Origin of the sequence: Massilia aquatica (assembly GCF_011682045.1) — a bacterium.
GTDB lineage: Bacteria > Pseudomonadota > Gammaproteobacteria > Burkholderiales > Burkholderiaceae_D > Telluria_A > Telluria_A aquatica.
In genome coordinates, this window is the sequence record NZ_VVIW01000004.1 from 286,412 (window position 1) to 308,051 (window position 21,640).

The 21,640-nt window shown below is 65.0% G+C and carries 16 protein-coding genes; 5 read left to right on the forward strand and 11 right to left on the reverse strand.

Going from position 1 to position 21,640, the window contains the following annotated elements; genetic code table 11:
- The first annotated feature begins 25 nt into the window (after positions 1-25).
- From F1609_RS09905 to F1609_RS09920, 4 genes are all read left to right on the forward strand, one after another.
- Entirely contained in the window at positions 26-1,354 is a 1,329-nt protein-coding gene (locus tag F1609_RS09905; RefSeq protein ID WP_167076272.1) for a sigma-54-dependent transcriptional regulator, read from the forward strand.
- 3 nt (positions 1,355-1,357) lie between these two features.
- Complete coding sequence (locus F1609_RS09910) at positions 1,358-2,686, forward strand: sensor histidine kinase (RefSeq protein ID WP_167076273.1); 1,329 nt, start codon at positions 1,358-1,360, stop codon at positions 2,684-2,686.
- Positions 2,687-2,737: 51 nt separating this feature from the next.
- A complete protein-coding gene (locus F1609_RS09915; protein ID WP_167076274.1) occupies positions 2,738-3,511 on the forward strand; it encodes a spermine/spermidine synthase domain-containing protein in 774 nt (257 codons plus the stop codon).
- A 278-nt stretch (positions 3,512-3,789) separates the two neighbouring features.
- Complete coding sequence (locus tag F1609_RS09920) at positions 3,790-6,267, forward strand: TonB-dependent receptor plug domain-containing protein (RefSeq protein ID WP_167076275.1); 2,478 nt, start codon at positions 3,790-3,792, stop codon at positions 6,265-6,267.
- 50 nt (positions 6,268-6,317) lie between these two features.
- Here F1609_RS09920 and F1609_RS09925 read toward each other — a convergent pair whose 3' ends face one another.
- The 11 genes from F1609_RS09925 to F1609_RS09975 form a co-directional block, all read right to left on the reverse strand.
- On the reverse strand, positions 6,318-7,196 hold the full coding sequence (locus tag F1609_RS09925) for a DUF817 domain-containing protein (protein WP_187362976.1): 879 nt from the start codon (positions 7,194-7,196) through the stop codon (positions 6,318-6,320).
- Positions 7,197-7,274: 78 nt separating this feature from the next.
- Positions 7,275-8,804, reverse strand: coding sequence for a hypothetical protein (locus F1609_RS09930; RefSeq protein ID WP_167076276.1), 1,530 nt, complete (start codon positions 8,802-8,804; stop codon positions 7,275-7,277).
- Complete coding sequence (locus F1609_RS09935; RefSeq protein ID WP_167076277.1) at positions 8,801-10,756, reverse strand: DUF4175 family protein; 1,956 nt, start codon at positions 10,754-10,756, stop codon at positions 8,801-8,803. The genes F1609_RS09930 and F1609_RS09935 overlap by 4 nt, the downstream gene beginning before the upstream one ends.
- The gene (locus tag F1609_RS09940; RefSeq protein WP_167076278.1) at positions 10,740-11,723 is read right to left on the reverse strand and encodes a BatA domain-containing protein; all 984 of its coding nucleotides are present in this window, start codon (positions 11,721-11,723) and stop codon (positions 10,740-10,742) included. The genes F1609_RS09935 and F1609_RS09940 overlap by 17 nt, the downstream gene beginning before the upstream one ends.
- Positions 11,720-12,607 (reverse strand): DUF58 domain-containing protein, encoded by an 888-nt coding sequence (locus F1609_RS09945; protein WP_167076279.1) that lies wholly within the window; start codon positions 12,605-12,607, stop codon positions 11,720-11,722. The genes F1609_RS09940 and F1609_RS09945 overlap by 4 nt, the downstream gene beginning before the upstream one ends.
- Before the next feature lie 7 nt (positions 12,608-12,614).
- Positions 12,615-13,613 (reverse strand): AAA family ATPase, encoded by a 999-nt coding sequence (locus tag F1609_RS09950; protein WP_370661611.1) that lies wholly within the window; start codon positions 13,611-13,613, stop codon positions 12,615-12,617.
- A gap of 2 nt (positions 13,614-13,615) precedes the next feature.
- Positions 13,616-14,236 carry a DUF4159 domain-containing protein gene (locus tag F1609_RS09955; protein ID WP_167076280.1) on the reverse strand — a complete coding sequence of 207 codons (621 nt, stop codon included), beginning with the start codon at positions 14,234-14,236 and terminating at the stop codon, positions 13,616-13,618.
- 14 nt (positions 14,237-14,250) lie between these two features.
- The gene (locus F1609_RS09960) at positions 14,251-15,588 is read right to left on the reverse strand and encodes a TldD/PmbA family protein (protein ID WP_167076281.1); all 1,338 of its coding nucleotides are present in this window, start codon (positions 15,586-15,588) and stop codon (positions 14,251-14,253) included.
- Between the two features lie 21 nt (positions 15,589-15,609).
- A complete protein-coding gene (locus F1609_RS09965; protein ID WP_167076282.1) occupies positions 15,610-17,247 on the reverse strand; it encodes a TldD/PmbA family protein in 1,638 nt (545 codons plus the stop codon).
- Between the two features lie 104 nt (positions 17,248-17,351).
- A complete protein-coding gene (locus F1609_RS09970; protein ID WP_167076283.1) occupies positions 17,352-18,689 on the reverse strand; it encodes a TldD/PmbA family protein in 1,338 nt (445 codons plus the stop codon).
- Between the two features lie 15 nt (positions 18,690-18,704).
- Positions 18,705-20,342: a TldD/PmbA family protein gene (locus F1609_RS09975; RefSeq protein ID WP_167076284.1), complete on the reverse strand. Its 1,638-nt coding sequence runs from the start codon at positions 20,340-20,342 to the stop codon at positions 18,705-18,707.
- Between the two features lie 376 nt (positions 20,343-20,718).
- On the opposite strand from F1609_RS09975, the gene F1609_RS09980 reads away from it, so the two are divergent.
- Positions 20,719-21,516, forward strand: coding sequence for a class I SAM-dependent methyltransferase (locus tag F1609_RS09980; RefSeq protein WP_167076285.1), 798 nt, complete (start codon positions 20,719-20,721; stop codon positions 21,514-21,516).
- Positions 21,517-21,640: the final 124 nt, after the last annotated feature.

The window sequence follows — 21,640 nt, forward strand, 5'->3', positions numbered from 1 at the left end:
CGGTTCCAATGGTATGCTGTCGCCCATGCCTACTGTATTGATCATCGACGACAACGCCGCCGTCGCCATCGCACTCGATGTCCTGTTTTCGCTGCACGACATCGGTGCGCTGCGCGCCGCCTCCCCCGAAGAAGGGCTGGCCATCCTGGAACAAACCAGCGTGGACCTGGTCATCCAGGACATGAATTTTTCGGCCGACACCACCTCGGGCGAAGAAGGCACGGCGCTGTTTCGCGACATCCGCCGGCGCCACCCCGACCTGCCGGTGATCCTGCTGACCGCCTGGACCCACCTGGACGCGGCGGTCGACCTGGTCAAGTCGGGTGCAGCCGACTATCTGTCCAAACCCTGGAACGACAACCGCCTGATCGCCACGGTGACCAACCTGATCGAACTGGGGCAGGCCAACCGCTCGCTGCGCCAGCGCGTGCAGCAGGAACGGCGCGTGCGGCGCGACCTGGAACAGGGCTTCGACCTGCGCGGCATGGTGTGGCAGGACGCCGCCACCGAAAGGGTGCTGCACCTGGCCTGCCAGGTGGCGCGGGCCGACGTGCCGGTGCTGATCAGTGGTCCCAACGGCACCGGCAAGGAACGCATCGCCGAGATCATCCAGGCCAATTCGCTGGTGGGCGACGGCCCGTTCGTGGTGCTCAATTGCGGCGCGCTGCCGGCCGAACTGATCGAGGCTGAACTGTTCGGCGCGGAAGCGGGCGCCTACACCGGCGCCTCGCGCGCGCGCGAAGGCAAGTTCGAAGCGGCCGACGGCGGCACCCTGTTTTTGGATGAAATCGGCAACCTTCCGCTGGCCGGCCAGATGAAGCTGTTGCGCGTGCTCGAGACCGGGCGCTTCGAGCGCCTTGGGTCGAACCGCGAACGCCAGGTCAAGGTGCGCGTGATCAGCGCCACCAACGCCGACCTGGGCGCGATGATCCGCGCCGGCACCTTCCGCGAAGACCTGTTCTACCGCCTCAACGTGATCGAACTGCGCCTGCCGGCGCTGGCGGCGCGCCCGGCCGACATTCTGCCGTTGGCGTCCGCTTTTCTCCCGCGTGGCAAGAGCCTGCACCACTGCGCCCAGGCCGCGCTGCTGGCGCACGCCTGGCCCGGCAATGTGCGCGAACTCAAAAACGTGATGGCGCGCGCCAGCCTCCTGGCCGCCGGCGACATCATCAAGGCCACCGACCTGGGGCTGCCGGTCACGGTTGCGGCAAGCGTCGAGGTGGAGCCGGACCGCGACGCCATCGTGCAGTCCATGGCGCGCGCGGGCGGCGTGGTGGCGCAGGCGGCGGCCGACCTGGGCCTGTCGCGCCAGGCGCTGTACCGGCGCATGGAGCGGCTCGGGATCGCGCGCTAGCCGATGCGGCCGTCCCTGCGTTTATCGCTGATCACACGCTGTTCGGCGCTGGTCGGCACCTTGCTGGTACTCGGCATCCTGATCGCGCTCGGGCTGGACCGCCTGCTGCCGGGGCGCCTGGTCCTGGTCGTGGCGCTCTCGCTGGCCTGCGTGGTGCCGCTCGCGGTGATCACCATGCGCGCCCAGATCCGCCCGATCCTGTCGCTGTTTCGCGCGCTCGAAGGCACCGTCACCAGTTACAAGGACGGCGACTTTTCCTTCAGCCTGCACTGGCCGCAGAACGACGAACTGGCCGACCTGGTAGCGGCCCACAACGCACTCGGCAACGTGCTGCGCGAACAGCGCCTGGCGCTGGTGCAGCGCGAACTGCTGCTCGATACCATGGTCCAGAACACGCCGGTGGCGATGCTGCTGGTCGACGACGCGGCGGGCAGCCCCGGCGCCATCGTCTACGCCAACCTGTCGGCGCGCCAGATGCTGGGCCAGGGCCGCAAGCTCGAAGGCCAGCGCCTGTCCGAGATCCTCGGCCAGGCCTCGCCGGCGCTGGTGGACGCGCTGGCGCGCGGCGGCGACGGCTTGTTTTCCGCCGGCGAAGGCGAGGAAGAAGAGGTCTACCACCTGGCGCGCCGCAGTTTCAGCCTCAATGGCCGCAAGCACGAACTGCTGCTGCTGCGCCAGCTGACCCACGAGCTGCGGCGCCAGGAAGTGCAGACCTGGAAAAAGGTCATCCGCGTCATCAGCCACGAACTGAATAATTCTCTCGCTCCCCTCACCTCGCTGGCCCACTCGGGCGCGGAGCTGGTGCGGCGCGGCCAGACCGAGCGCCTGCCGCAGATCCTGGAAACCATCGAAGAGCGCACGCGCCACCTGGAGAGCTTCATCCTCGGCTACGCGCGCTTCGCCAAGCTGCCCTCGCCGCGCATCGAACAATGCCAGTGGCCTGCGTTTGTCGAACGACTGGCGTCGCAGGTGGCGCTGACGGTGGCAGGCGCCTTGCCGCAGGAAAGCGCCCGCTTCGACCCGGCCCAGATGGAACAGGCCTTGCTCAACCTGCTCAAGAATGCCCACGAATCGGGTTCGCCCGCTGGCGACGTGGCGCTGCAGGTGCGCCAGGCGCACGGCACCTTGCGCATTGAGGTGATGGACCGCGGCCAGGGCATGAACGACGCGGTACTGACCAATGCGCTGGTGCCGTTCTACTCCACCAAGCGCAGCGGCACCGGCCTGGGCCTGGCGCTGGCGCGCGAAATCGCCGAAGCGCATGGCGGGCGCATCACGCTCGGCAACCGCGATGGCGGCGGCCTGACGGTGACCATGATCCTGCCGGTGTAAGCGGCGGCGGGCGGATGATAAAATCGCGCTTCCCCTTCTTCTGCGCGCGCGATGTCCGACACCCCCACTTCCACCCGTTTCGACGCACCCGGCCACCCGCCGGCCACCATCACCGAATTCAAGGGCGTGCGCTTCATGCACCTTGGCACCTCGTGGGTGCAGGGCGCCATGCGCCTGGCCAAGCCGGACAACATCGAGCTCGAATACGTGCAGATGATGATGATGTGGATGCTCTTCCTCGACAATCCGAAGCACATCGTCCAGCTGGGACTGGGCAGCGCGGCGCTGACCAAGTTCAGTTACCAGCGCTTCCCGCAGGCGCGGGTGACGGTGGCCGAACTCAATCCCAATGTAATCGACATCTGCCACGCACATTTCGGCCTGCCGCCGAACGACACGCGCCTGGACGTGCGCGAGATGGATGCGATGGATTTCGTGCTCGACCCGGCCAACCACGGCAAGGTCGACGTGCTGCAGGTGGACCTGTACGACGAAGATGCGCGCGGCCCGGTGCTCGATTCGCCCGAGTTCTACCAGGCCTGCATGGATTGCCTGTCCGAAGAGGGCATCATGACTACCAATGTGTTCGGCGACTTCGCCAGCTACGACAAGAACCTGCAGAACATGGAACTGGTGTTCGATGCGGTGGTGTGGCTACCCGAAGTGCATGACGCGAACATTATCGTGGTGGCGTTCAAGCGCGCGCCGTCGATCGACTTCAGCGTGTTGTACGAGCGCGCCGGGGCGATTAAAAAGAGCATGAACCTGCCGGCCAAGAACTGGGTGACGGGTTTGAAGGGCTGGATGCAGGACCAGCAGGAATAGGCGCCCGGCGCCGTTCTACCGACGCAGGTTCTAAGCATATAGCGTGGGCGTATAAGTGATGCGCGCGCGCGGGGTACGTAGTCGAGATTACATCGTTTTTTAGGTCGAAGCACTACATTTTGCTGCGGTTTGCCACTATTGCACGCATTTACAACACTCTCACATGACTCGTTGCGCGTCGCAAAACTCGTCGGGTAGTATCGTTTTCACATTGGCTGGCCCCACGAGGGTGTGTCCAGTGAATTCCCTAAAAATGAAAACGAAAACGAGACATCTACATGACGAATACCCCAGGCAGCCCTCACCTTAAACGCACCTTGCTCGCATCGGCGCTCCTGCTCGCGCTGACAAGCGCCTATGCGCAGCAGGGCGCAGCACCAGCGGCCCGCAGCGGCGAAGACAGCCCCGCTTCCGTCGTGATCCTCGGCTCGCGCTCGACCGCCAAGACCTCGCTCGATACCGCCGCGCCGGTCGGCCTGATCAACATCAAGGACATGCAGACCGCAGGTCCCCTTGAACTGGGCAAGCTGCTGCAAACGCTGGACCCGTCGTTCAACTTCACCTCGACCTTTATCAGCGACGGCACCGACATCATCCGCCCTGCAACCCTGCGCGGCCTCGGTCCCGACCAGCTGCTGGTGCTGGTGAACGGCAAACGCCGCCACCAGCAGGCGCTGGTCAATGTGCAGCAAACCATTGGACGCGGCTCGGCCGGTACCGACATCAACGCCATTCCGCTGTCGGCTATCCACCACATCGAAGTGCTGCGCGATGGCGCGGCCGCCCAATACGGCTCGGACGCCATCGCCGGCGTGATCAACATCGTCCTCAAGAAGCAGACCAACGAGACGCAACTGAGCAGCAGCGTCGGCACCACCTCCGAAGGCGACGGCGACCTGATCTCCGGCAGCGCCAACACCGGCGTCAAGCTGGGCGAAAGCGGTTACCTGAACCTGTCGGTCGAAGGCCGCCGCCGCAACGAGACCAACCGCGCCGGCGTCGACTCCGAGCGCGTCAATCCGCCGCGCGTGACCCAGCGCATCGGCGACAGCCTGGCCAAGGATGCCTACCTGTGGTGGAATGCCGGCCTGCCGATCGACGACAGCAGCGAGTTCTATGCCTTCGGCGGCGTCTCCAAGCGCACCGGCGACTCGGCGGGCTTTTTCCGCTCGCCCGGCGACGGCCGCACTGTGCCGGCCGTGTACCCGAACGGCTACCTGCCGAACATCATGACCACCGTGAAGGACGCCTCGTTCGCCGTCGGCTACAAGCGCGACCTGGCCAACGAATGGAAGTTCGACGTGAGCGTGAACCACGGCCGCAGCCAGCTCGGTTTCCATGAACGCAATTCGATCAACGTCAGCTACTGGTATGAACCGAAACCGGGTGGCGGCATCTACGCCGAGTCGCCCCTCGAAGCTGACACCGGCACGCTCAAATTCAACCAGACTACCTTCAACGCCGACATTCGCGGCCCGCTCAAGTTCGGCGACCGTACCGTGCAGCTGGCGACCGGTTTCGAGTACCGCAGCGACAACTACGCGATCGAAGCGGGCGACCCGGTCTCGTACCAGTACGGCCGCACCAACAACCCGGCCATCAAGATCTTCGACCAGGTCGGCGGCATCGCAGCATCGGGGGCGCAAGGCTTCCCGGGCTACACGCCGGGCACCGAAGTGGACCAGGGCCGCCACAACATCGCCATGTACCTCGATGCGGAACACAACATCACCGAAAAGCTGCTGGTCGCCGCCGCGGTGCGCTTCGAAAAATACTCGGACTTCGGTAACACGACGACCGGCAAATTGAGCATGCGTTACGATCCGTCCCGCCAGATCGGCCTGCGCGGTAGCGTCTCGACGGGTTTCCGCGCACCGAGCGTGCAGCAGAAGTTCTACAGCTCCGTCTCGACCAACCTCAATTCGGCCGGCGTGCTGACCGAAACGCTGACCGCGCGCGAAGGCAGCGCCGTCACGCGCGCCTTCGGCATTTCGCCGCTCAAGGAAGAAACCTCGAAGAGCGCCAGCATCGGCGTGATCCTGCGTCCGATGCCGAACTTCTCGGTCACCGCCGACTTGTACCGCATCGACATCGACGACCGCATCGTCTTCTCGAGTAACATCGCACCGGAATCCGGTAACTGCGTACCGGCCTCCAAGTGCCCGATCAAGTCGATCCTCGATCCGCTCAAGGTCGGCCAGGCCCAGTTCTTCACCAACGCGATCGACACCACCACCGATGGCCTGGACATCGTGGCCGAGCACACCACCAAGTGGCCCGGTTCGACCCTGGTGCTGTCGGGCCAGATGGGTTTTAACAAGACCGAAGTCAAGAACCGCAAATCGCAATCGCCGGTGCTGACCGGCGCCCAGCTGTTCGACGACGCCCAGGTGACCCTGATCGAACGCGGCCAGCCGCGCAAGAAGCATGTGATCGCCGCCGACTACTCCACCGGCGCATGGAACGTGAACACCCGTGCCAACTACTACGGCGCAGTGCAGGGCCAGGGCTTCACCGCCCCGTTCATCCAGACCTGGGAAGCCAAATGGCTGGTCGACATGTCGCTGCGCTACTCGTTCACCAAGAAGCTCAGCGCCTCGTTCGGCGTGAACAACCTGTTCGACACCTATCCTACCGAGTGGGACAAAACCCGCGCCGCACCGTTCCCGCAACTGGGCTTCACCCGCTGCTGGGAAACCTGCCCGATCGGCATCAACGGCCGTCAGATGTACGCGAAGGTTGACTGGGCGTTCTAAGCTGGTCCTCGTTGCATGAACAGGCCACGCCGGCGACGGCGTGGCCTTTTTTACGCCGGCACGTGAATCCGCGCCTTGATGTGCTTGAGGTTGACGATGATCGTAAACGTCATCACTACCAGCAGAGACCACGAACTCCACTTCCCGACATGCACCATCGACCATGCGCCAAGCTGGTTGGGGTACTTCCAGATGCCGAAGAAGGTGCTGAGGTTTTCGGCCAGCCAGATGAAAAAACCAATCAGCACGAACGCCAGCAGCAAGGGCATGCGGCGTTCGACGTCGAGCGGACGGAAAATGACGGACGAGCGGGCATACAGGCCGAGCGCGCATGCCGCCACATACCAGCGATAGTCGCCGATGTAGTGGTGGGTGAAAAAATCGATATAAATGAGCAGCGCGATCACCACCCCCATCCAGAACGGCGGGTGATGCTCGACGCGCAAGTCGAACAGGCGCCACGCCTGGATGATGTAGCTGCCGACAGCCGCGTACATGAAGCCCGAGAACAGCGGCACGCCGAACACCTTTGTCCATCCAAAATCCGGATATGACCATGACTGGATCGCGCCGGAAGTCTTGAACACCTCCAGCGCAAAACCGATCAGGTGAAACAGCGTGATGGCCTTGAGTTCATCGAGCGTCTCCAGCCGCGACCAGATCATCCAGCCCTGGATGGCGAGGGCCACGATCAGCAGCGCATCGTAGCGCGCCACACCCCACAAGCCGGTACGCGGCACCAGGAACACCGCCGCGAAGAACAGCCCGGCGAACAGGCAGGCGCGCGCTTCCTTGATGCCGAAGTAGAGAAACTCCACCGCAAAGCGGGTCAGTCCGGTGAGCCCGGGCCGGGCTTGAAACCCCAGCAGATGCGCGTCGAGCGCGCTTGGGCGCAAGGAAAACAGCCGTGACAGAATGTGGGCGGCCATGCGGACGAAACTCCAGGATGAAAGGGATGGCCAGATTGGCAGCGGCATCTTAACCGAAGTTGCGACCCTGCCAAGCTGTCAGCGCCGCTCGCGCCACCATAGCAGCAGCATCGCCGCCGCGAACAGCAGCGCGAACGGCCACGCCGGCAGCGGCGCCGTGCCCGCCGCCGCCGCCACCGGCGTGCGCGCGGCGTAGCGCGCCGTGGCCTCGCGCCGCTGCGCCTTTTGCCACAATAGCCAGTCGGCCTTGTCGTACACATACAGCTTGCCAGCGACCGGCTTTGCGCCCTGGGTTTCCATCGCCAGCCAGCCGGCCTTGCGCGGCCACACGGCCACGCAGGAAGCATCGGCCTTGTCCGGGCGGCGCTGCCAGGCAAGCGTCTGTTTCAGTTGCGGGAAGGTGACGTTGCCCTGCACGCCGAGCGCGCACACTTCGAGGCGCCGGCCGGGCAGCGGCATCTCTTGCGGATCGAGCCAGGCCACATCCTGCGCGCGCTCAATGCCGGCGCGGTCGAGCACCCCCTGCCACCACAGGGCCAGCGCCTGCGGCTCGCTGATCGCGTAGCGGTGCCAGTCGGCCACGCCAAGCCAGACGATGCGGCCCTTTTCCCACGGCCGCGTCCAGATGCGGTCACCCGCCGTACGCCACTGGCCTGAGGCCCCGGCCGGATTGAGCGGGCTTGATGCCAGTGCCAGCGGGGTGCCGGAAGGCCGGGCCTCGGCCTGCTCGCGCAGTTCCAGCTGCAGCGCGCGTGACCACAGCTGCTTGTCCTGCGCGTTGGCCGCCAGGATCACCAGCGGCGTGCCCGCCGCCACCTGCGCCAGCAGCGCCGCACGCGCGCCGTCGCCCAGGCGCTCCACGTGGGCGGCGTCGGCCACCAGCAAATCGGGCTGCGTGAGCGCGGCGCGCGGGCCTTCGTTACGGGTGACGGTCTTGCCCAGCACGACCTGCCAGTCAATCACCGCATGGCTGCCCACCAGCAGTTCATTGAGCGTGCGCGCATCGAACGATGGCGCGCCGAAGCGCCCCACCACTTGCAGCGGCACCGGCGCCGATACCGAAAACGGCACAGGCCCCTGCGCCAGCACCTTGCCGCTGGCGTCGAGCATGCGCGCGCTCAGCACCAGCGTTTCGGCCACCGGCGGCAGCCACTGCACCGTCAGCGCCGCGCCGCTGCCGGCGACGTCCGCAATCACCTGCTTGTTCTCGGCCAGCAGCTGCAAGCGCCAGCTGGCAGCCTGGCTGCGGCGCACGGTCAGCGCGAACATGCGCCCCAGCGTCAGCTCACGCGGAAAATCCAGATGCAGAACTTCGCTGGTGGGCGCCTCCCACAGCACGGGCCGCGCCGGCAGGTCGTGCCACTGGGCGGCGGACAAGCCGTCGCCGGAAAGCCGCACCGCCGCAGCCTCGTTCAGGTCGATCGCTTCGGCGTCGGAATCGATTGACAGTGTCCCACCCACCCCCGCCGGCAGCTTGACGTCGCCGACGATCACGCCCAGCGCCGCAGCGGCCAGCAGGATCAGCAAGGCGTCGATCCACTGGCGCCGCCACAGGTAGACGGCGGCGCTGCCGGCGCCGATCAGGAAAATCAGGCCTGCGGCGATCATCGTGGAACTTCCTTGCGCAGCGCGCGGGTGAATGGGGTTTGCGGGGCGGGCCTGGCCTGCAGCAGCACCGGCGCCTGGGTGATGGCGCCGCGCAGCCAGGCGCGCAGCAGCGGGCGGCACGTGGCGCAGCCGTCCGCCACATCCTGCACGGCGCGCTGCGCTTCGAGGCGCTGTTCATCGCTCGTGATGCGTGAGCGAATCCACTCGTGCGCGCCGCGGCTCCACAGGGCCGGCAAGGCGCCATCGCCATCGAGCGCTTCGATCAGGCGCCGCACCTCCTCGGGAATCGGCACGGCCGCCGTTGCCTGCTCGCGGCGGTAGCTTTTGGTTCCATCCACGTCGCCGGTCATGCGGATCTCTTCCTTGAGCGGCGGCGGCACAAACGCGGTCTTGTGCAGGTAGATGCGGTCGGCCTGCTGCAACTGCTTGATCGCCTCGAGCGCCTTGTGCTCGGGCGCGAGCGCGGTCTTCGGCGTGATGGCGCGCAAGGCTTTTTCGGCATCCCACATCGCGCTCAGGGCGCGCCGCAGGATCTTTTTGGTCGACTCGTCGAACAGGGTCGCGTTTTCGGCCTGGTCGTGCGCGTGGCCGAATTCGGCGACCACGTCGTGTTTTTCATCGTCGTCGTGATGCTCTTCGCCGCCGAACAGGGTCGACTCTTCGCCGAGAAACTGGCCGTAACGGCGCCGCAACTGGGCCTGATCGCCGGCGATGGACTCGCTACGCTCGCGCAGCGTGGCCGGGTTCATGCCGGGCGTCGCCTTCAGGTCCGCCAGCAGTTGTTCGGTGTCGATGATGATCTGGCGCTGGCTGCGCAGGCTCTCGGGTTTGACCAGCATCGGCTGCGCCGACGACTCGTCGGTTTCTTCCACCGGCCCTGGCAGGCGCAGGGTATAGGTGGGCGAGACGGTGGTGTGCGGCCGCTCGGCGTTGTCGGTCGCGCGCACGAAGAAAAACAGTTCGTCGCCCGGCTCCATGCCCAGTTCGGCCAGCGTCCATTGCTTGTGCCAGTTGCGCGTGCGCGGGTCGTTCGATTCGGGCAGCGGCAGTTCGCGGTCGCTGAAGCGGATATTCTCGCCGCTGCCGCGCGCCAGGGTCAGGTGCAGGGTGGCGCGCCGTACCTGATAGTCGTCGCGCACCGCCAGGGTGATGGTGGCGCTGGCGGCGTCCGGGGCGAGCGTGTGGATCATCTCGCGCGGTGCGGTCAAGGTGACCTCGGGCGCCCGGTCGGGAATGACGCGCAAGTTGTAGCGCGCCCCGCGCCAGCGCCAGAACACCGACTCGGTCGCACTCCAGCGCGCGCACTCGCGGCCGATCTTGAGCGACTGGCCGTCGCTCAGCTCAATCGGCGTATCGACCGGCTGCGGCGCGCGCAGGCACCATTCGACGACGCTGTGCTCCGGCACCTGCAGTTCACGCGGCGGGCCGTCAGATTTGGGCATACCGGTGTATTTTGGCGGCGTTACGCGCACCGTGATCTCGCTGGTCTGCTTTGCGACCAGGGCTTTGACTTCGTGCGGCGTGAGTGGCGCGGCTTCTACCAGCCGCCATGCGAACACGGCCAGCGCCGCGCACACGCTTAACGCGAGCCAGCGCGCGTCGAACCGCACGCGTTCCCTGGCGATGGCCGCCAGCACGTCGTCGGTGAGCGTGGTGGCGATGCGTGCCAGCAGGCGGCGGCGCTGGAGCTGGCCGATGGCGCTGGTGGCGCCGGCCAGCAGCGCGCTACTGTCTTCCAGCGCGGGCACGGTGGCGTCGATCCAGCCGGTCCAGTCGCGCTGCACGCGCGCGCGCAGGCGGCGGCAATCCCATACCGCCCATGCGCTCCACACCAGGATGCCGGGCAGCGACAGCAGCAGCAACCATGGCAGGATCGCCGCGATCCACAGCGGCGCGCGCCGGCGCGTGGCGGCGAACTGTAAGCGCCCGCAGATGTCAGCGTCGGCTTGCATGGGCCAGTATCCGTTCCATGGCAAAGAGGCCAAGCAGCACGAGCGTGAGCAGATAGCGCAAGGCGCCGCTGGACTGCGCCGGCGTGGCCGTGGACATGGCGGCGATCACTTGCGGCGGCATCGTGTAGGGCACCGGCGCGTAGTGCAGCCGCTGCCAGTTCTCGAACAGGCGGCGCGCCGCGTCCGGCCCGGCCGGCGGCCATGCACTGGCGGCCCATACGCGCCCACGCGCGCCGCCGGCGTAGCGGATGCCGTCGACCTGTGCCGCCTTCTCCAGTTCCGGGAACGAGGCCGTGTCGCCAGCCCACCAGAGCGGGGCGGAGAGGCCTGCGGGCGCCGCTTGCGGTACATCCCAGATCACCAGCTCCGCCTCGCCTTGCGGCGCCTCGTCGACCTTGTAGCGGCGTGGACCGTCGAGCGCGGCGAACATAGCGCGCCATTGCGCCGCGCGCTTGCTGACGATAACCACGCGTTGTTCCGTCTGCGCGAAAGCCGGCGCCTTGCTGCGCACCTCGATCCGGTGGCGCGAGCGTGGCGGCGTGGCGGGCATCGGCACGTTACCGAGTACCAGCAGGCGCGAATCGGCGCGCCATTCGCGGTCGTGGCGCGCCAGCCACGCAAAAGGATCTTCAGCGGGCACGGCGATCCAACTGGCGTCGTAAAAGCCGGCCTGCCTGATCTGGCGCTCGGCCCAGTCGCTGTCGGTACCGGCGGCAATGAGCACCGCGTCGCGCCGCCATGGCAGTACCAGGTCGGCCAGCCAGGCAAGAACGGCGATAATCAACAGGCAGCGCGCGAGCAGCAGCATGCGTTCGGTCCAGCGCCACACGCGCAGTTGCTGCGGATCGGTGCGCGGCAGGAAGCGGGCGGTGGCCAGCGGCTCCTGGTGGACACGCTGGCGCCGCTGGCGGTGCCACAGGACCGGCAACGCCAGCAGGGCCAGTCCCAGCCACCAAAACGTATTCATGCGCGTGCGCCCCGGCGCAACCAGGTGCGCAGCACGGCAGGCAGCGGCTCTTCGATGCAGGCGGCCAGCACCGCAATATCGTTGTGACGGCATTGCGCCAGCATGCGCTCGAGGTGTTCGTCGCGGTTCTTGCGATAGACCCCAACCGTGTCGGATGCGAAGCGGAACACGCCGTCGGCGTTTTCGGGATCGCGCCAGATGCTGTCTAGCTCAAAACTGGCGTCGCACTCGGCGCGCGTTTGCAGGCACAGAAGGCGCACGTCGTGGCGCATCCGGCGCAGGCGCAGCAGGGCTTCGGCCTGGCTGGAGGGCCAGTCGAGAAAATCGCTGGCGGCGAACACCAGGCTGGGTGCGCGCACGAACGGCATGCTGGCGCGCAGGGTTTCGCCATCGGGCAGGGTGCCACCGGCTTCAATGCGCTGCAATTGCGCCAGCACGCGCTGCATCTGGCGCGGTCCGCGCGCAGCGGGCGTGAACTGCACGCGCTCGCCGCTGCAGATGACCAGGCCGAAGGCGTCGCCCTGGCGCTGCGCGATGGCGGCGATGCAGGCTAACACGGTGCGCGCGTACCAGAGTTTGTCCAGGCCCGACACGCCGCTGCGGCTCGGCTCCGCCATCGATGCGGTGGCGTCCAACCAGAGCCAGACCGCCACGTGGCTGTCACGCTCCGCTTCGCGCACGTAGTAACGGTCGGCGCGCGCCAGCAGCTTCCAGTCGATGCGGCGCCATTCGTCGCCGGGCGCATAGGCGCGGTATTCGGAAAATTCGACGCCGGCGCCGCGCTCGCGGCCCGCATGAATGCCGTGACCGAGCCCCGCCAGTACATGGCGGATGATCAGGTTCAGGTCATTGGTGTGCGCGAGCAGCGCGGACGTCGACAGCATGCGATGACTAATCCTTGTCGGCCTTGACGTCGGCACGCAGGGCGAGCAGGATGTCGGCAATCGATACACCGTCGGCTTCGGCCTCGAAATTGCGCAGCACGCGGTGCGCCAGCACCGGCAGCAGCATGGCGCCGATGTCGTCGCGCGTCACCGCCAGGCGCTTGTGCATCAGCGCGCGCGCCTTGGCGGCCAGCACCAGTGCCTGCCCGGCGCGCGGACCGGCACCCCACCCCACATGCTTGGCAACGGCGGCCACGCGCGACTCCTGCGGGCGCGTGGCGCGCACCAGCCGCGTGGCGTAGCGCAGCAGATGTTCGCCGATTTCGATATCGCGCACCAGCTTTTGCAGGCGCAGCAGGCTGTCCACGTCCATCACCCGCGGCGCATCAAGCAGGCCCGCATGGGTGGTGCGCGAGACCATCATCATTTCTTCGTCTTCGGTCGGGTAGCCGACGTCGATGCGCAGCAAAAAGCGGTCGAGCTGCGCTTCCGGCAGCGGGTAGGTGCCGGCCTGCTCGATCGGGTTCTGCGTGGCCAGCACAAAGAATGGCTTGGGCAGCGTGTGGGTGACGCCGGCAAAGGTCACCGCGCGTTCCTGCATCGCTTCGAGCAGTGCGGACTGCGTCTTGGGCGGGGCGCGGTTGATTTCATCGGCCAGCAGCACCTGCGTGAATACGGGACCGGGCTGGAAGCGGAACAGGCGCTGGCGCGTGGCCTGGTTTTCTTCAAGGATTTCGGTGCCGATGATATCGGACGGCATCAGGTCGGGCGTGAACTGCACGCGCTGGAAGGTGAGCTCGGTGGCCTGCGCCAGCGACTTGACCAGCAAGGTCTTACCCAGGCCCGGTACGCCCTCGACCAGCGCGTGGCCGCCGGCCAGCAGGCAGATGACGAGCGACTCGATCACGGCATCCTGCCCGATGATCACGGTCGACATGCTCGCCTTGAGCGCGCCGATCTTGGCCGTGAGGTCGGCGATTTCTTTTTCTTCCCAGGCTACTGACACTGTCACGCTCCCAAAGCATACTGAATGATATTGACCGCAAAGCGGGTATTGTCGACCACCAGCCAGCGCTTGTTGCGGAAGTCGTAGTCCCACTCGCAGCCGTAGTCCTTGTTCGAATACAGTACCCGCACGCGCCCGTTGATCTCGATCGCCTTGAGGTACTCGTGCACCAGGTCGTCGCCCCAGCCATTGAGCTCATTGCCGGTGTTGGGCGGGCCGTCGAACTGGAAGAAGCTCGAATACACCGGATGGCTGTTGGGGATTTTTTTAAGCGCCCTGGGGCCGAAAATGCGCGCCAGTTCGGCCTCGAAGGATTTGGCGAACAGGCCGTCGATATCGTGGTTGCAGTCGTCGACGAACACAAAGCCGCCGCCGCGCACATAGCGCTCGAAGTTCTTGCGCTCGGCCGGCGTGAACTGCACCAGCTTGTGCCCGGCCAGGTAGCAGAAGGGCGACTCCAGCATCTTGGCGTCCGCCAGCGCAATCACCCGCTCCACCGGATCGACGCGCAGCGTGGTGTACTCCACCAGCGAATTGAGCACGTTGCTGGGCATGCGGATATCCACGTCCCAGTCGCCCGACTCGTACATCAGGCGCGTGAAGTAGAAATCGTAGTTGCGCATCGCCCGGCCCCGCCTTACACCGCGTCCGACAGCGACGTAAAGTTGAAGTCGCGGATTTTCATCGGCGGGATCATCATCTGGAAGTTCATGCCGTCGCCGCCAAGGATCTGCGGCTTGCCCAGTTCATCGAGATTATTGAGCATCGAGACCGGGCTTTCGTTAAAGCGGAAGTTCTTGACCGGATGCTTGATCTTGCCGTTTTCGACGTAGAAGGTGCCGTCGCGCGTCAGGCCCGTGAGCAGCAGCGACTGCGGATCGACGTCGCGGATGTACCAGGTGCGGGTGACCACGATGCCCTTCTTGGTCGAGGCGATCAATTCGTCGAGCGACTTGGATCCGCCCGACATGATCATGTTGCCGTGGCGGCCGCGCGCCTTCATCTTTTGCTTGTTGGCCCAGAACAGCGAGTAGTCGAGCGAGACGATCTTGCCGTTCTTGATGATGTCGGTGCGTTCGCGCGGCAGCATCGATTCGGTGTCCCACGGACGCACCGGCACATCCTTGTCCCACGGGTCGGCCCATACGTTGACCTGTTCGTCGAACAGCTTTTCGCCCAAGCGATTGCCGCCGCCTTTTTTCGACAGGAAGCTGCGGCCCTCGTCGGCGCGGCGCGCGTCGAACGCGCCGAACATGCGGCCCACCAGGTCCGAGGTGGCGGCCGGTTCCAGGATCACGGTGTAGCGGCCCGGTTCCAGCGCCTTGGCGTCCACCGACCGCAATGCCTTTTCGATGGCCACGCTGGATGCTTCGCGCGCGTCAAACCGGCGCACGTCGTTGGCCGAGCGGGTCACCCAGCCGGAACCGCGGCCGTCTTCGGTGCGCGCGGTGCAGGTGAAGCTGACGTTGGTAAATTCATGGTGGCCGAACACGCCGTTGGAGTTGGCGATAGTCTCGAAACCGGTGTTATCGACAAAGAAGCCGGCTGTGACCAGCTTGTTCTTGCGCCCCGCCAGAATGCTGTGCGATGCCACTTCGGCGCGAAACTCCGGGTCGATGGCGGCCGTCTCGCGCGCAAACGCATTCGACGCCTTGTATTCCTGCTTGCCGATGGCTGCCATGAATTCCGGATTCTCGGGTGCGAGGCGCGCCACGTCTTCGGCGCGGCGCACGGCTTTTTCGAGCGACTTGTCATCGAACTCATTGATCGAGGCGGTGCCCTGGCGCTTGCCGAAGGCGACGCTCACGGTCATCTGCATGTTTTCGTTCAGGCCCGCCGTGGACACGCTGTTCTGGGCGTAGCGGATATTGCCGGTGCGGGTGCCGCTGATCGCCACGCGGCATTCGTCCGCCCTGGAAAACCCGAGCACGCGCTCGCAGATGCGTTTTGCTTCTTCCTGGTTCAACTGTTTCATTGCGTGGTCTCCTTAGCCGGCTTAGCCGATTTTACGGGCGGTGTTGATGACGTTGATGCCGTTAAAACGCGTGGTGCTTGACCCGTGCGAGACCGCGCTGACCTGGCTGGGCTGCCCTTTGCCATCAAAAAACGAGCCGCCCATGCGCCAGTCGCGCACGTCGCAGATGGCGCTGCACGCGTTCCAGAACTCCTGGGTGTTGGACTGGTAGGCCACGTCCTCCAGGGGACCGGCGATCTTGCCGTTCTTGATCTCGAAGTAGAGCTGGCCGCCGAACTGGAAGTTGTAGCGCTGCTGGTCGATCGAGTACGAACCGCGCCCGAGGATGTAGATACCCTTCTTGACGTCCTTGATCATCTCGTCGGGAGTGAGGCGCTCCTTGCCGGCTTGAAGCGACACGTTCGGCATGCGCTGGAACTGCACGCTGTTCCAGCTGTCGGCGTACGAGCAGCCGTGCGATTCCTTTTCGCCGATGATGTGGGCCTGGTCGCGCGTGGCCTGGTAGTTCACCAGCACGCCGTCGCGGATGATGTCCCAGCGCTTGGCGGGCACGCCTTCATCGTCGTAGCCGACCGCGCCGAGCGAACCCGGTTCGTTTTTATCGGCGATGAAGTTGACCCGGTCGGCGCCGAACTTGAATTTCTTGGTCTGCCATTTATCGAGCGTGGCAAAGCTGGTGCCGGCGTAATTGGCTTCGTAGCCCAGTACGCGATCGAGTTCGGTCGGGTGGCCGACCGACTCGTGGATGGTCAGGAACAGATGTTCGGGCGCGAGAACCAGGTCGTACTTGCCCGGTTCGACCGTCTTGGCGGAGAGTTTTTCGCGTGCCTGGCGGCCGGCCGCGCGCGCATCTTCCACGATGTCGTAGGACTTGGTGTAGAGCGTGGCGACACCGCCGGCGGCCTTGATTTTATCGGCAGCTCGCGCGTCGAAGTATTCGTAGCCCATGCCGGCCGGCGAGGCCAGGCCGTCGCGCGTGCGGAACCTGTTGCTGGCCTTGTCGACGGCGGTGGCGGTGAGTGGCGCCCACAGGCGGTGGATGTCCTGGTCGATGTAGGAGCCGTCGGTGGAGGCAAAGTACTTTTGCTGGTTGACCTGGAACAGGGTCGAGGTCATGAAGCTGGCGCCGGCGTCCAGGCCCGCCTTGTTGGCGGCGATGAGCATCTCGGCCTTGTCCTTGATGGGGACCGTGCGCCAGTCTTTGGTGAATGGCGTGGCCCAGGCCACTTCGCCGACGCCCTTGACCGGCGCCATTTGCAGCGGCTCGCTTTGCAGCTTGCTGTTGGCGCGGGCGATGGCAACCGCCTGGCGCGCGGCGGCGGCGATGCTGTCCGGCGACATGTCGTTGGTGGAGGCGAAGCCGTAGGCGCCGTTGGCGATCACGCGCACGCCCACGCCGGACGATTCGGTGTTGACGATGTTCTCCACGCTCAGGTCGCGCGTGGTGATGAACTGGTTCAGGTAGCGCCCGATGCGCACGTCGCAGTAGGTGGCGCCGGCCTTGGTGGCGGCGTTCATGGCGGCGTCGGCCAGCGACTTCTTGAATGCGATGGCGACCGGGTTCATTAATTCTTCGGCCGCGATGGCGTTGCCGAAGACCGGGACCAGGATGGCGCCCGCGGCGCCGCTGCTGATCTTGAGGAAGGTACGTCGTTCCACTATTTACTCCTGCTTGCAAGGCTCCGTCGTCCCCGCGCCGAGGGCCGCCTTGGCGCGGGAACGACGAGTTATCGATTAGATCAGCTTCGTTGCCTGGTCTGGGCTTACACCGCGTCCGACAAAGACGTAAAGTTAAAATCCCTGACCTTCATCGGCGGAATCAGCATCGAATACGGCACCTCGTCGCCCGCGATCACCTGCGGCTTGCCGATCGCCTCGATATTGTTCAACATGGTCACCGGGCTTTCGTTGAAGCGGAAATTCTTGATCGGATGCTTGATCTTGCCGTTCTCGATGTAAAAGGTACCGTCGCGCGTGAGGCCGGTCAGCAGTACCGACTGCGGGTCCACCTCGCGGATGTACCAGGTGCGCGTGACCAGCACGCCGCGCTTGGTACCGGCGATCAGTTCCGCCGTCGATTTGTCGGTCCCACCCATGATCATATTCCCCGGCGCGCCAATGGCGCGCACGCCTTTCTTCTTGGCCCAGAACAGCGAATAGTCGAGCGCCGAGACCTTGCCATCCTTGATCAGGTTCATGCGCTCGCGCGCCAGCATGGTGTTCGCATCCCACGGCAGCACCGGCACATCCTTGTCCCACGGGTCGGACCAGATATTGACCTGCGCGTCGAACAGCTTGTCGCCCAGGCGCGTGCCGCCGCCCTTCTTCGACAAAAAGCTGCGGCCCTCGTCGGCCTGGCGCGCGTCGAAACCACCAAGCATGAAGCCGATCAGGTCCGAGGTGGCGGCCGGCTCCAGGATCACCGTGTAGCGGCCCGGCTCGAGCGCCTTGGCGTCGACCGAACGCAGCGCCTTTTCGATGGCCACGTCGGACGCTTCGCGCGCATCGAAGCGCGCCACATCGGTGGCCAAGCGCTGGACCCAGCCCGAGCCGCGTCCGTCTTCGGTACGCACGGTGCAGGTGAAGTCGACGTTGGTTTCTTCCTGGTGGCCGAACACGCCGTTCGAATTGGCAATGGTCTGGAACGCATGGCTGTCGGTGAAAAAGCCCGCGCATACCAGCTTGTTCTTGCGGCTCGCCTCAATGCTGTAGGCCGCCGTCTGTGCGCGAAACTCCGGATCGATGGCGGCGGTGGCGCGGTTGAAGGTCTGCGACGCCTTGAACGCCTGCTTGCCCACGGCCGGCATGAACTCCGGGTTCTCCGGCGCCAGGCGCGCCAGGTCTTCGGCGCGGCGCACGACTTTTTCGAGCGACTTGTCGTCGAATTCGTTGATGGTGGCGGTGCCCTGGCGTTTGCCGAAGGCGACCTGCACCACCAGGTCGGCGTTGTCGACCAGGCCGGCGGTGGAAACGTTATTGCGCGCGTAGCGGATGTTCCCGGTGCGCCCGCCGGAAACGCGCACCGTGCATTCGTCGGCTTTTGTCAGCGCCATCACGCGGTCGGCAATGCGCTTGCTTTCTTCTTGAGTCAGAATCTTCATGTGCGGTCCCCTGGCTTAGCCGATCTTGCGTGCGGTGTTGATGACGTTGATGCCATTGAAGCGGGCGGTGCTCGACCCGTGCGACACCGTACTGACCTGGCTTGGCTGGCCTTTGCCGTCGAAGAAGGAGCCGCCCATGCGCCAGTCCCTCTCGTCGCAGATGGCGCTGCAGGCGTTCCAGAATTCCTGGGTGTTCGACTGGTAGGCCACGTCTTCGAGCGGCGCACCGATCTTGCCGTTGTTGATTTCGTAGAACAGTTGGCCGCCGAACTGGAAGTTGTAGCGCTGCTGGTCGATCGAGAACGAACCCGCGCCGACGATGTAGATGCCCTTCTTGACATCCTTGACCATCTGGTCCGGCGTGAGCCTGGTTTTGCCCGCTTCCAGCGAAATGTTAGGCATGCGCTGGAACTGCACGCTGCTCCAGCTGTCGGCGTACGAGCAGCCGTGCGACTCCTTCTCGCCGATGATGTGGGCCTGGTCGCGCGTGGCCTGGTAGTTGACCAGGATGCCGTCCTTGATGATGTCCCAGCGCTTGCCCGGCACGCCTTCGTCGTCGTAGCCGACCGCGCCCAGCGAGCCTGGCGTGGTCTTGTCGGCCACGATATTCACGCGCTCGGAGCCGTACTTGAATTTCTTGGTTTCCCACTTGTCGAGCGTGGCGAAGCTGGTGCCGGCGTAATTGGCCTCGTAGCCCAGCACGCGATCGAGCTCGGTCGGATGGCCCACCGATTCGTGGATGGTCAGGTACAGGTGTTCGGGCGAGAGCACCAGGTCGTATTTGCCCGGCGCGACCGACTTGGCGGTCAGCTTTTCCTTGGCCTGGCGTCCGCAGGCGCGCGCGTCTTCAATCAGGTCGTAGGAATTCTTGTACAGGGTGCAGACGCCGCCGGCGGCCTTGATCTTGTCTTCCGCGCGCGCGTCCAGGTATTCGTAGCCCATGCCGACCGGCGTGGACAAGCCCTGGCGCGAGCGGAACTTGTTGGTGGCCTTGTCGACGGCGGTGGCGAACACCGGCATCCACATGCGGTGCACGTCCTGGTCGATGTAGGAACCGTCGGTCGAGGCGAAGTACTTTTGCTGGTTCACCTGGAACATCAGCGACTGCATGAAGCTCGCGCCGCCGTCCATGCCGGCCTTGTTGGCGGCGATCAGCAGCTCGGCTTTTTCCTTGATGGGGACCGTGCGCCAGTCCTTCTTGATCGGGGTGGCCCAGGCCACTTCGCCCACGCCCTTGACGCTCGCCAGGCGCACCGGTTCCGATTGCAGCCTGGCGTTGGCCTTGGCGATGGCGACCGCCTGGCGCGCGGCGCCGGCCACCGCATCGGGCGACATGTCGGAGGTGGCGGCAAAGCCGTAGGCACCGTTGCAGATGACCCGCACGCCGACGCCGGCCGATTCGGTGTTGGTCACGCTTTCGACGTTCAGGTCGCGCGTGGTGATGAACTGATTCAGGTAGCGGCCGATGCGCACGTCGCAGTAGGTCGCACCGGCGCCGGTGGCGGCGCTGAGGGCCGTGTCGGCCAGGGTCTTCTTGAACTTTGCTGCAAGGGGATTGAGTAATTCTTCAGCGGCGATGGCGTTGCCGAACACCGGCACCAGCATCGTGCCCAGTGCGAGCCCGCTGATATTGAGAAAAGCACGTCGTTCCATAGTATCTCCTGACAATCACCACCAAGGTATGCGCCCCGCAAATGCCGCGAGCGCTCTTTGTTTTTGTACTTACCGGGACCATGCCGATCGCTGGCCTGAACCAAAAAATCAACAAGAACCTTACCAGCAAAATGGCGAAAAGAATACGCAAAACTTATGCCATTTCCTAAGTGCTTGATTTGGAAATCCTGGAGTGTCCGGGACAGGCTGTCCGCAGTGTCCGGAGCAGTGTCCGCCCGCTGTATCGGACAGTATGTACATATGCAGATTCGGCTTGACCTGCAAGCGTGCATACTCGATCATCGCGCTGGTTGGCGAGATTGCATCGCCTCCCGCAGCTTCCCCTGCACTACTTACCGATACCGGAGACGACAACATGAAACGATTGATCCTGGCCGCGATGCTGGCCGCAGGCATGGCCGGCGCAGCCCACGCCGACGACGCACTCAAGGCAGCCATCGCCAACACCGAGCGCACCCCTGCCAACGCCGCGCGCGACAGCGCCCGCCATCCTTACGAAACGCTGACCTTCTTCGGCATCAAACCGACCATGACCGTGGTCGAGCTGTCGCCGGGCGGCGGCTGGTACACCGAAATCCTGGCGCCCTACCTGCGCGAGAAGGGCAAGCTGATCGCCGCCGGCGAGTCCCCCACCTCGGCCAAGGAAGGCGCGCGCAAATACGCCGCCAACCTGACCAAGAAGCTCGAATCGAAACCGGCCATGTTCGACAAGGTCCAGCGCGGCGTGTTCGAAGTGCCGACCGCGTACGACTTCGCCAAGCCGGGTACGGCCGACCTGGTGGTCACCTTCCGCAACATCCATAACTGGACCGGCAATGGCGACGACAAGGTCAAGGAAATCTTCAAGAAGGTCCACGAGAGCCTGAAACCGGGCGGCGTGTTCGGCGTGGTGGAACACCGCGCGCCGGCCGGCAAGGAGCCTAAGGCAGACAGTGGCTACGTGCAGGAAGCCTACGTGATCAAGATGGCCGAAAGCGCCGGCTTCAAGCTGGCCGGCAAATCGGAAGTGAACGCCAATCCGAAAGACAAGGCGGACCACAACAAGGGCGTATGGGCGCTGCCGCCGGTGCTGGCCAATAAGGATGTCGACCGCGAGAAGTACATGGCGATCGGCGAGAGCGACCGCATGACGCTCAAGTTCGTGAAGCAGTAACAGGTACAACGGCTCCGCAAGGGGCCGTTTTTTTGCCTGCCGATTCCGCACGGCCAGGCGCTGGAACGGCGCGCCGCGCGCGTGTATGATTAACGCTCGCCGCCCTTCTCCCAACCATAAATTA

Bases quoted from the DNA above. Each gene is read 5' to 3' on its own strand.
- F1609_RS09920 (WP_167076275.1), top strand. From the start codon at position 3,790: ATGACGAATACCCCAGGCAGCCCTCACCTTAAACGCACCTTGCTCGCA.
- F1609_RS09970 (WP_167076283.1), bottom strand. From the start codon at position 18,689: ATGAAGATTCTGACTCAAGAAGAAAGCAAGCGCATTGCCGACCGCGTG.
- F1609_RS09980 (WP_167076285.1), top strand. From the start codon at position 20,719: ATGAAACGATTGATCCTGGCCGCGATGCTGGCCGCAGGCATGGCCGGC.
- F1609_RS09975 (WP_167076284.1), bottom strand. From the start codon at position 20,342: ATGGAACGACGTGCTTTTCTCAATATCAGCGGGCTCGCACTGGGCACG.
- F1609_RS09905 (WP_167076272.1), top strand. From the start codon at position 26: ATGCCTACTGTATTGATCATCGACGACAACGCCGCCGTCGCCATCGCA.
- F1609_RS09955 (WP_167076280.1), bottom strand. From the start codon at position 14,236: ATGCGCAACTACGATTTCTACTTCACGCGCCTGATGTACGAGTCGGGC.
- F1609_RS09925 (WP_187362976.1), bottom strand. From the start codon at position 7,196: ATGGCCGCCCACATTCTGTCACGGCTGTTTTCCTTGCGCCCAAGCGCG.
- F1609_RS09910 (WP_167076273.1), top strand. From the start codon at position 1,358: ATGCGGCCGTCCCTGCGTTTATCGCTGATCACACGCTGTTCGGCGCTG.
- F1609_RS09930 (WP_167076276.1), bottom strand. From the start codon at position 8,804: ATGATCGCCGCAGGCCTGATTTTCCTGATCGGCGCCGGCAGCGCCGCC.
- F1609_RS09940 (WP_167076278.1), bottom strand. From the start codon at position 11,723: ATGAATACGTTTTGGTGGCTGGGACTGGCCCTGCTGGCGTTGCCGGTC.
- F1609_RS09960 (WP_167076281.1), bottom strand. From the start codon at position 15,588: ATGAAACAGTTGAACCAGGAAGAAGCAAAACGCATCTGCGAGCGCGTG.
- F1609_RS09915 (WP_167076274.1), top strand. From the start codon at position 2,738: ATGTCCGACACCCCCACTTCCACCCGTTTCGACGCACCCGGCCACCCG.
- F1609_RS09945 (WP_167076279.1), bottom strand. From the start codon at position 12,607: ATGCTGTCGACGTCCGCGCTGCTCGCGCACACCAATGACCTGAACCTG.
- F1609_RS09935 (WP_167076277.1), bottom strand. From the start codon at position 10,756: ATGCAAGCCGACGCTGACATCTGCGGGCGCTTACAGTTCGCCGCCACG.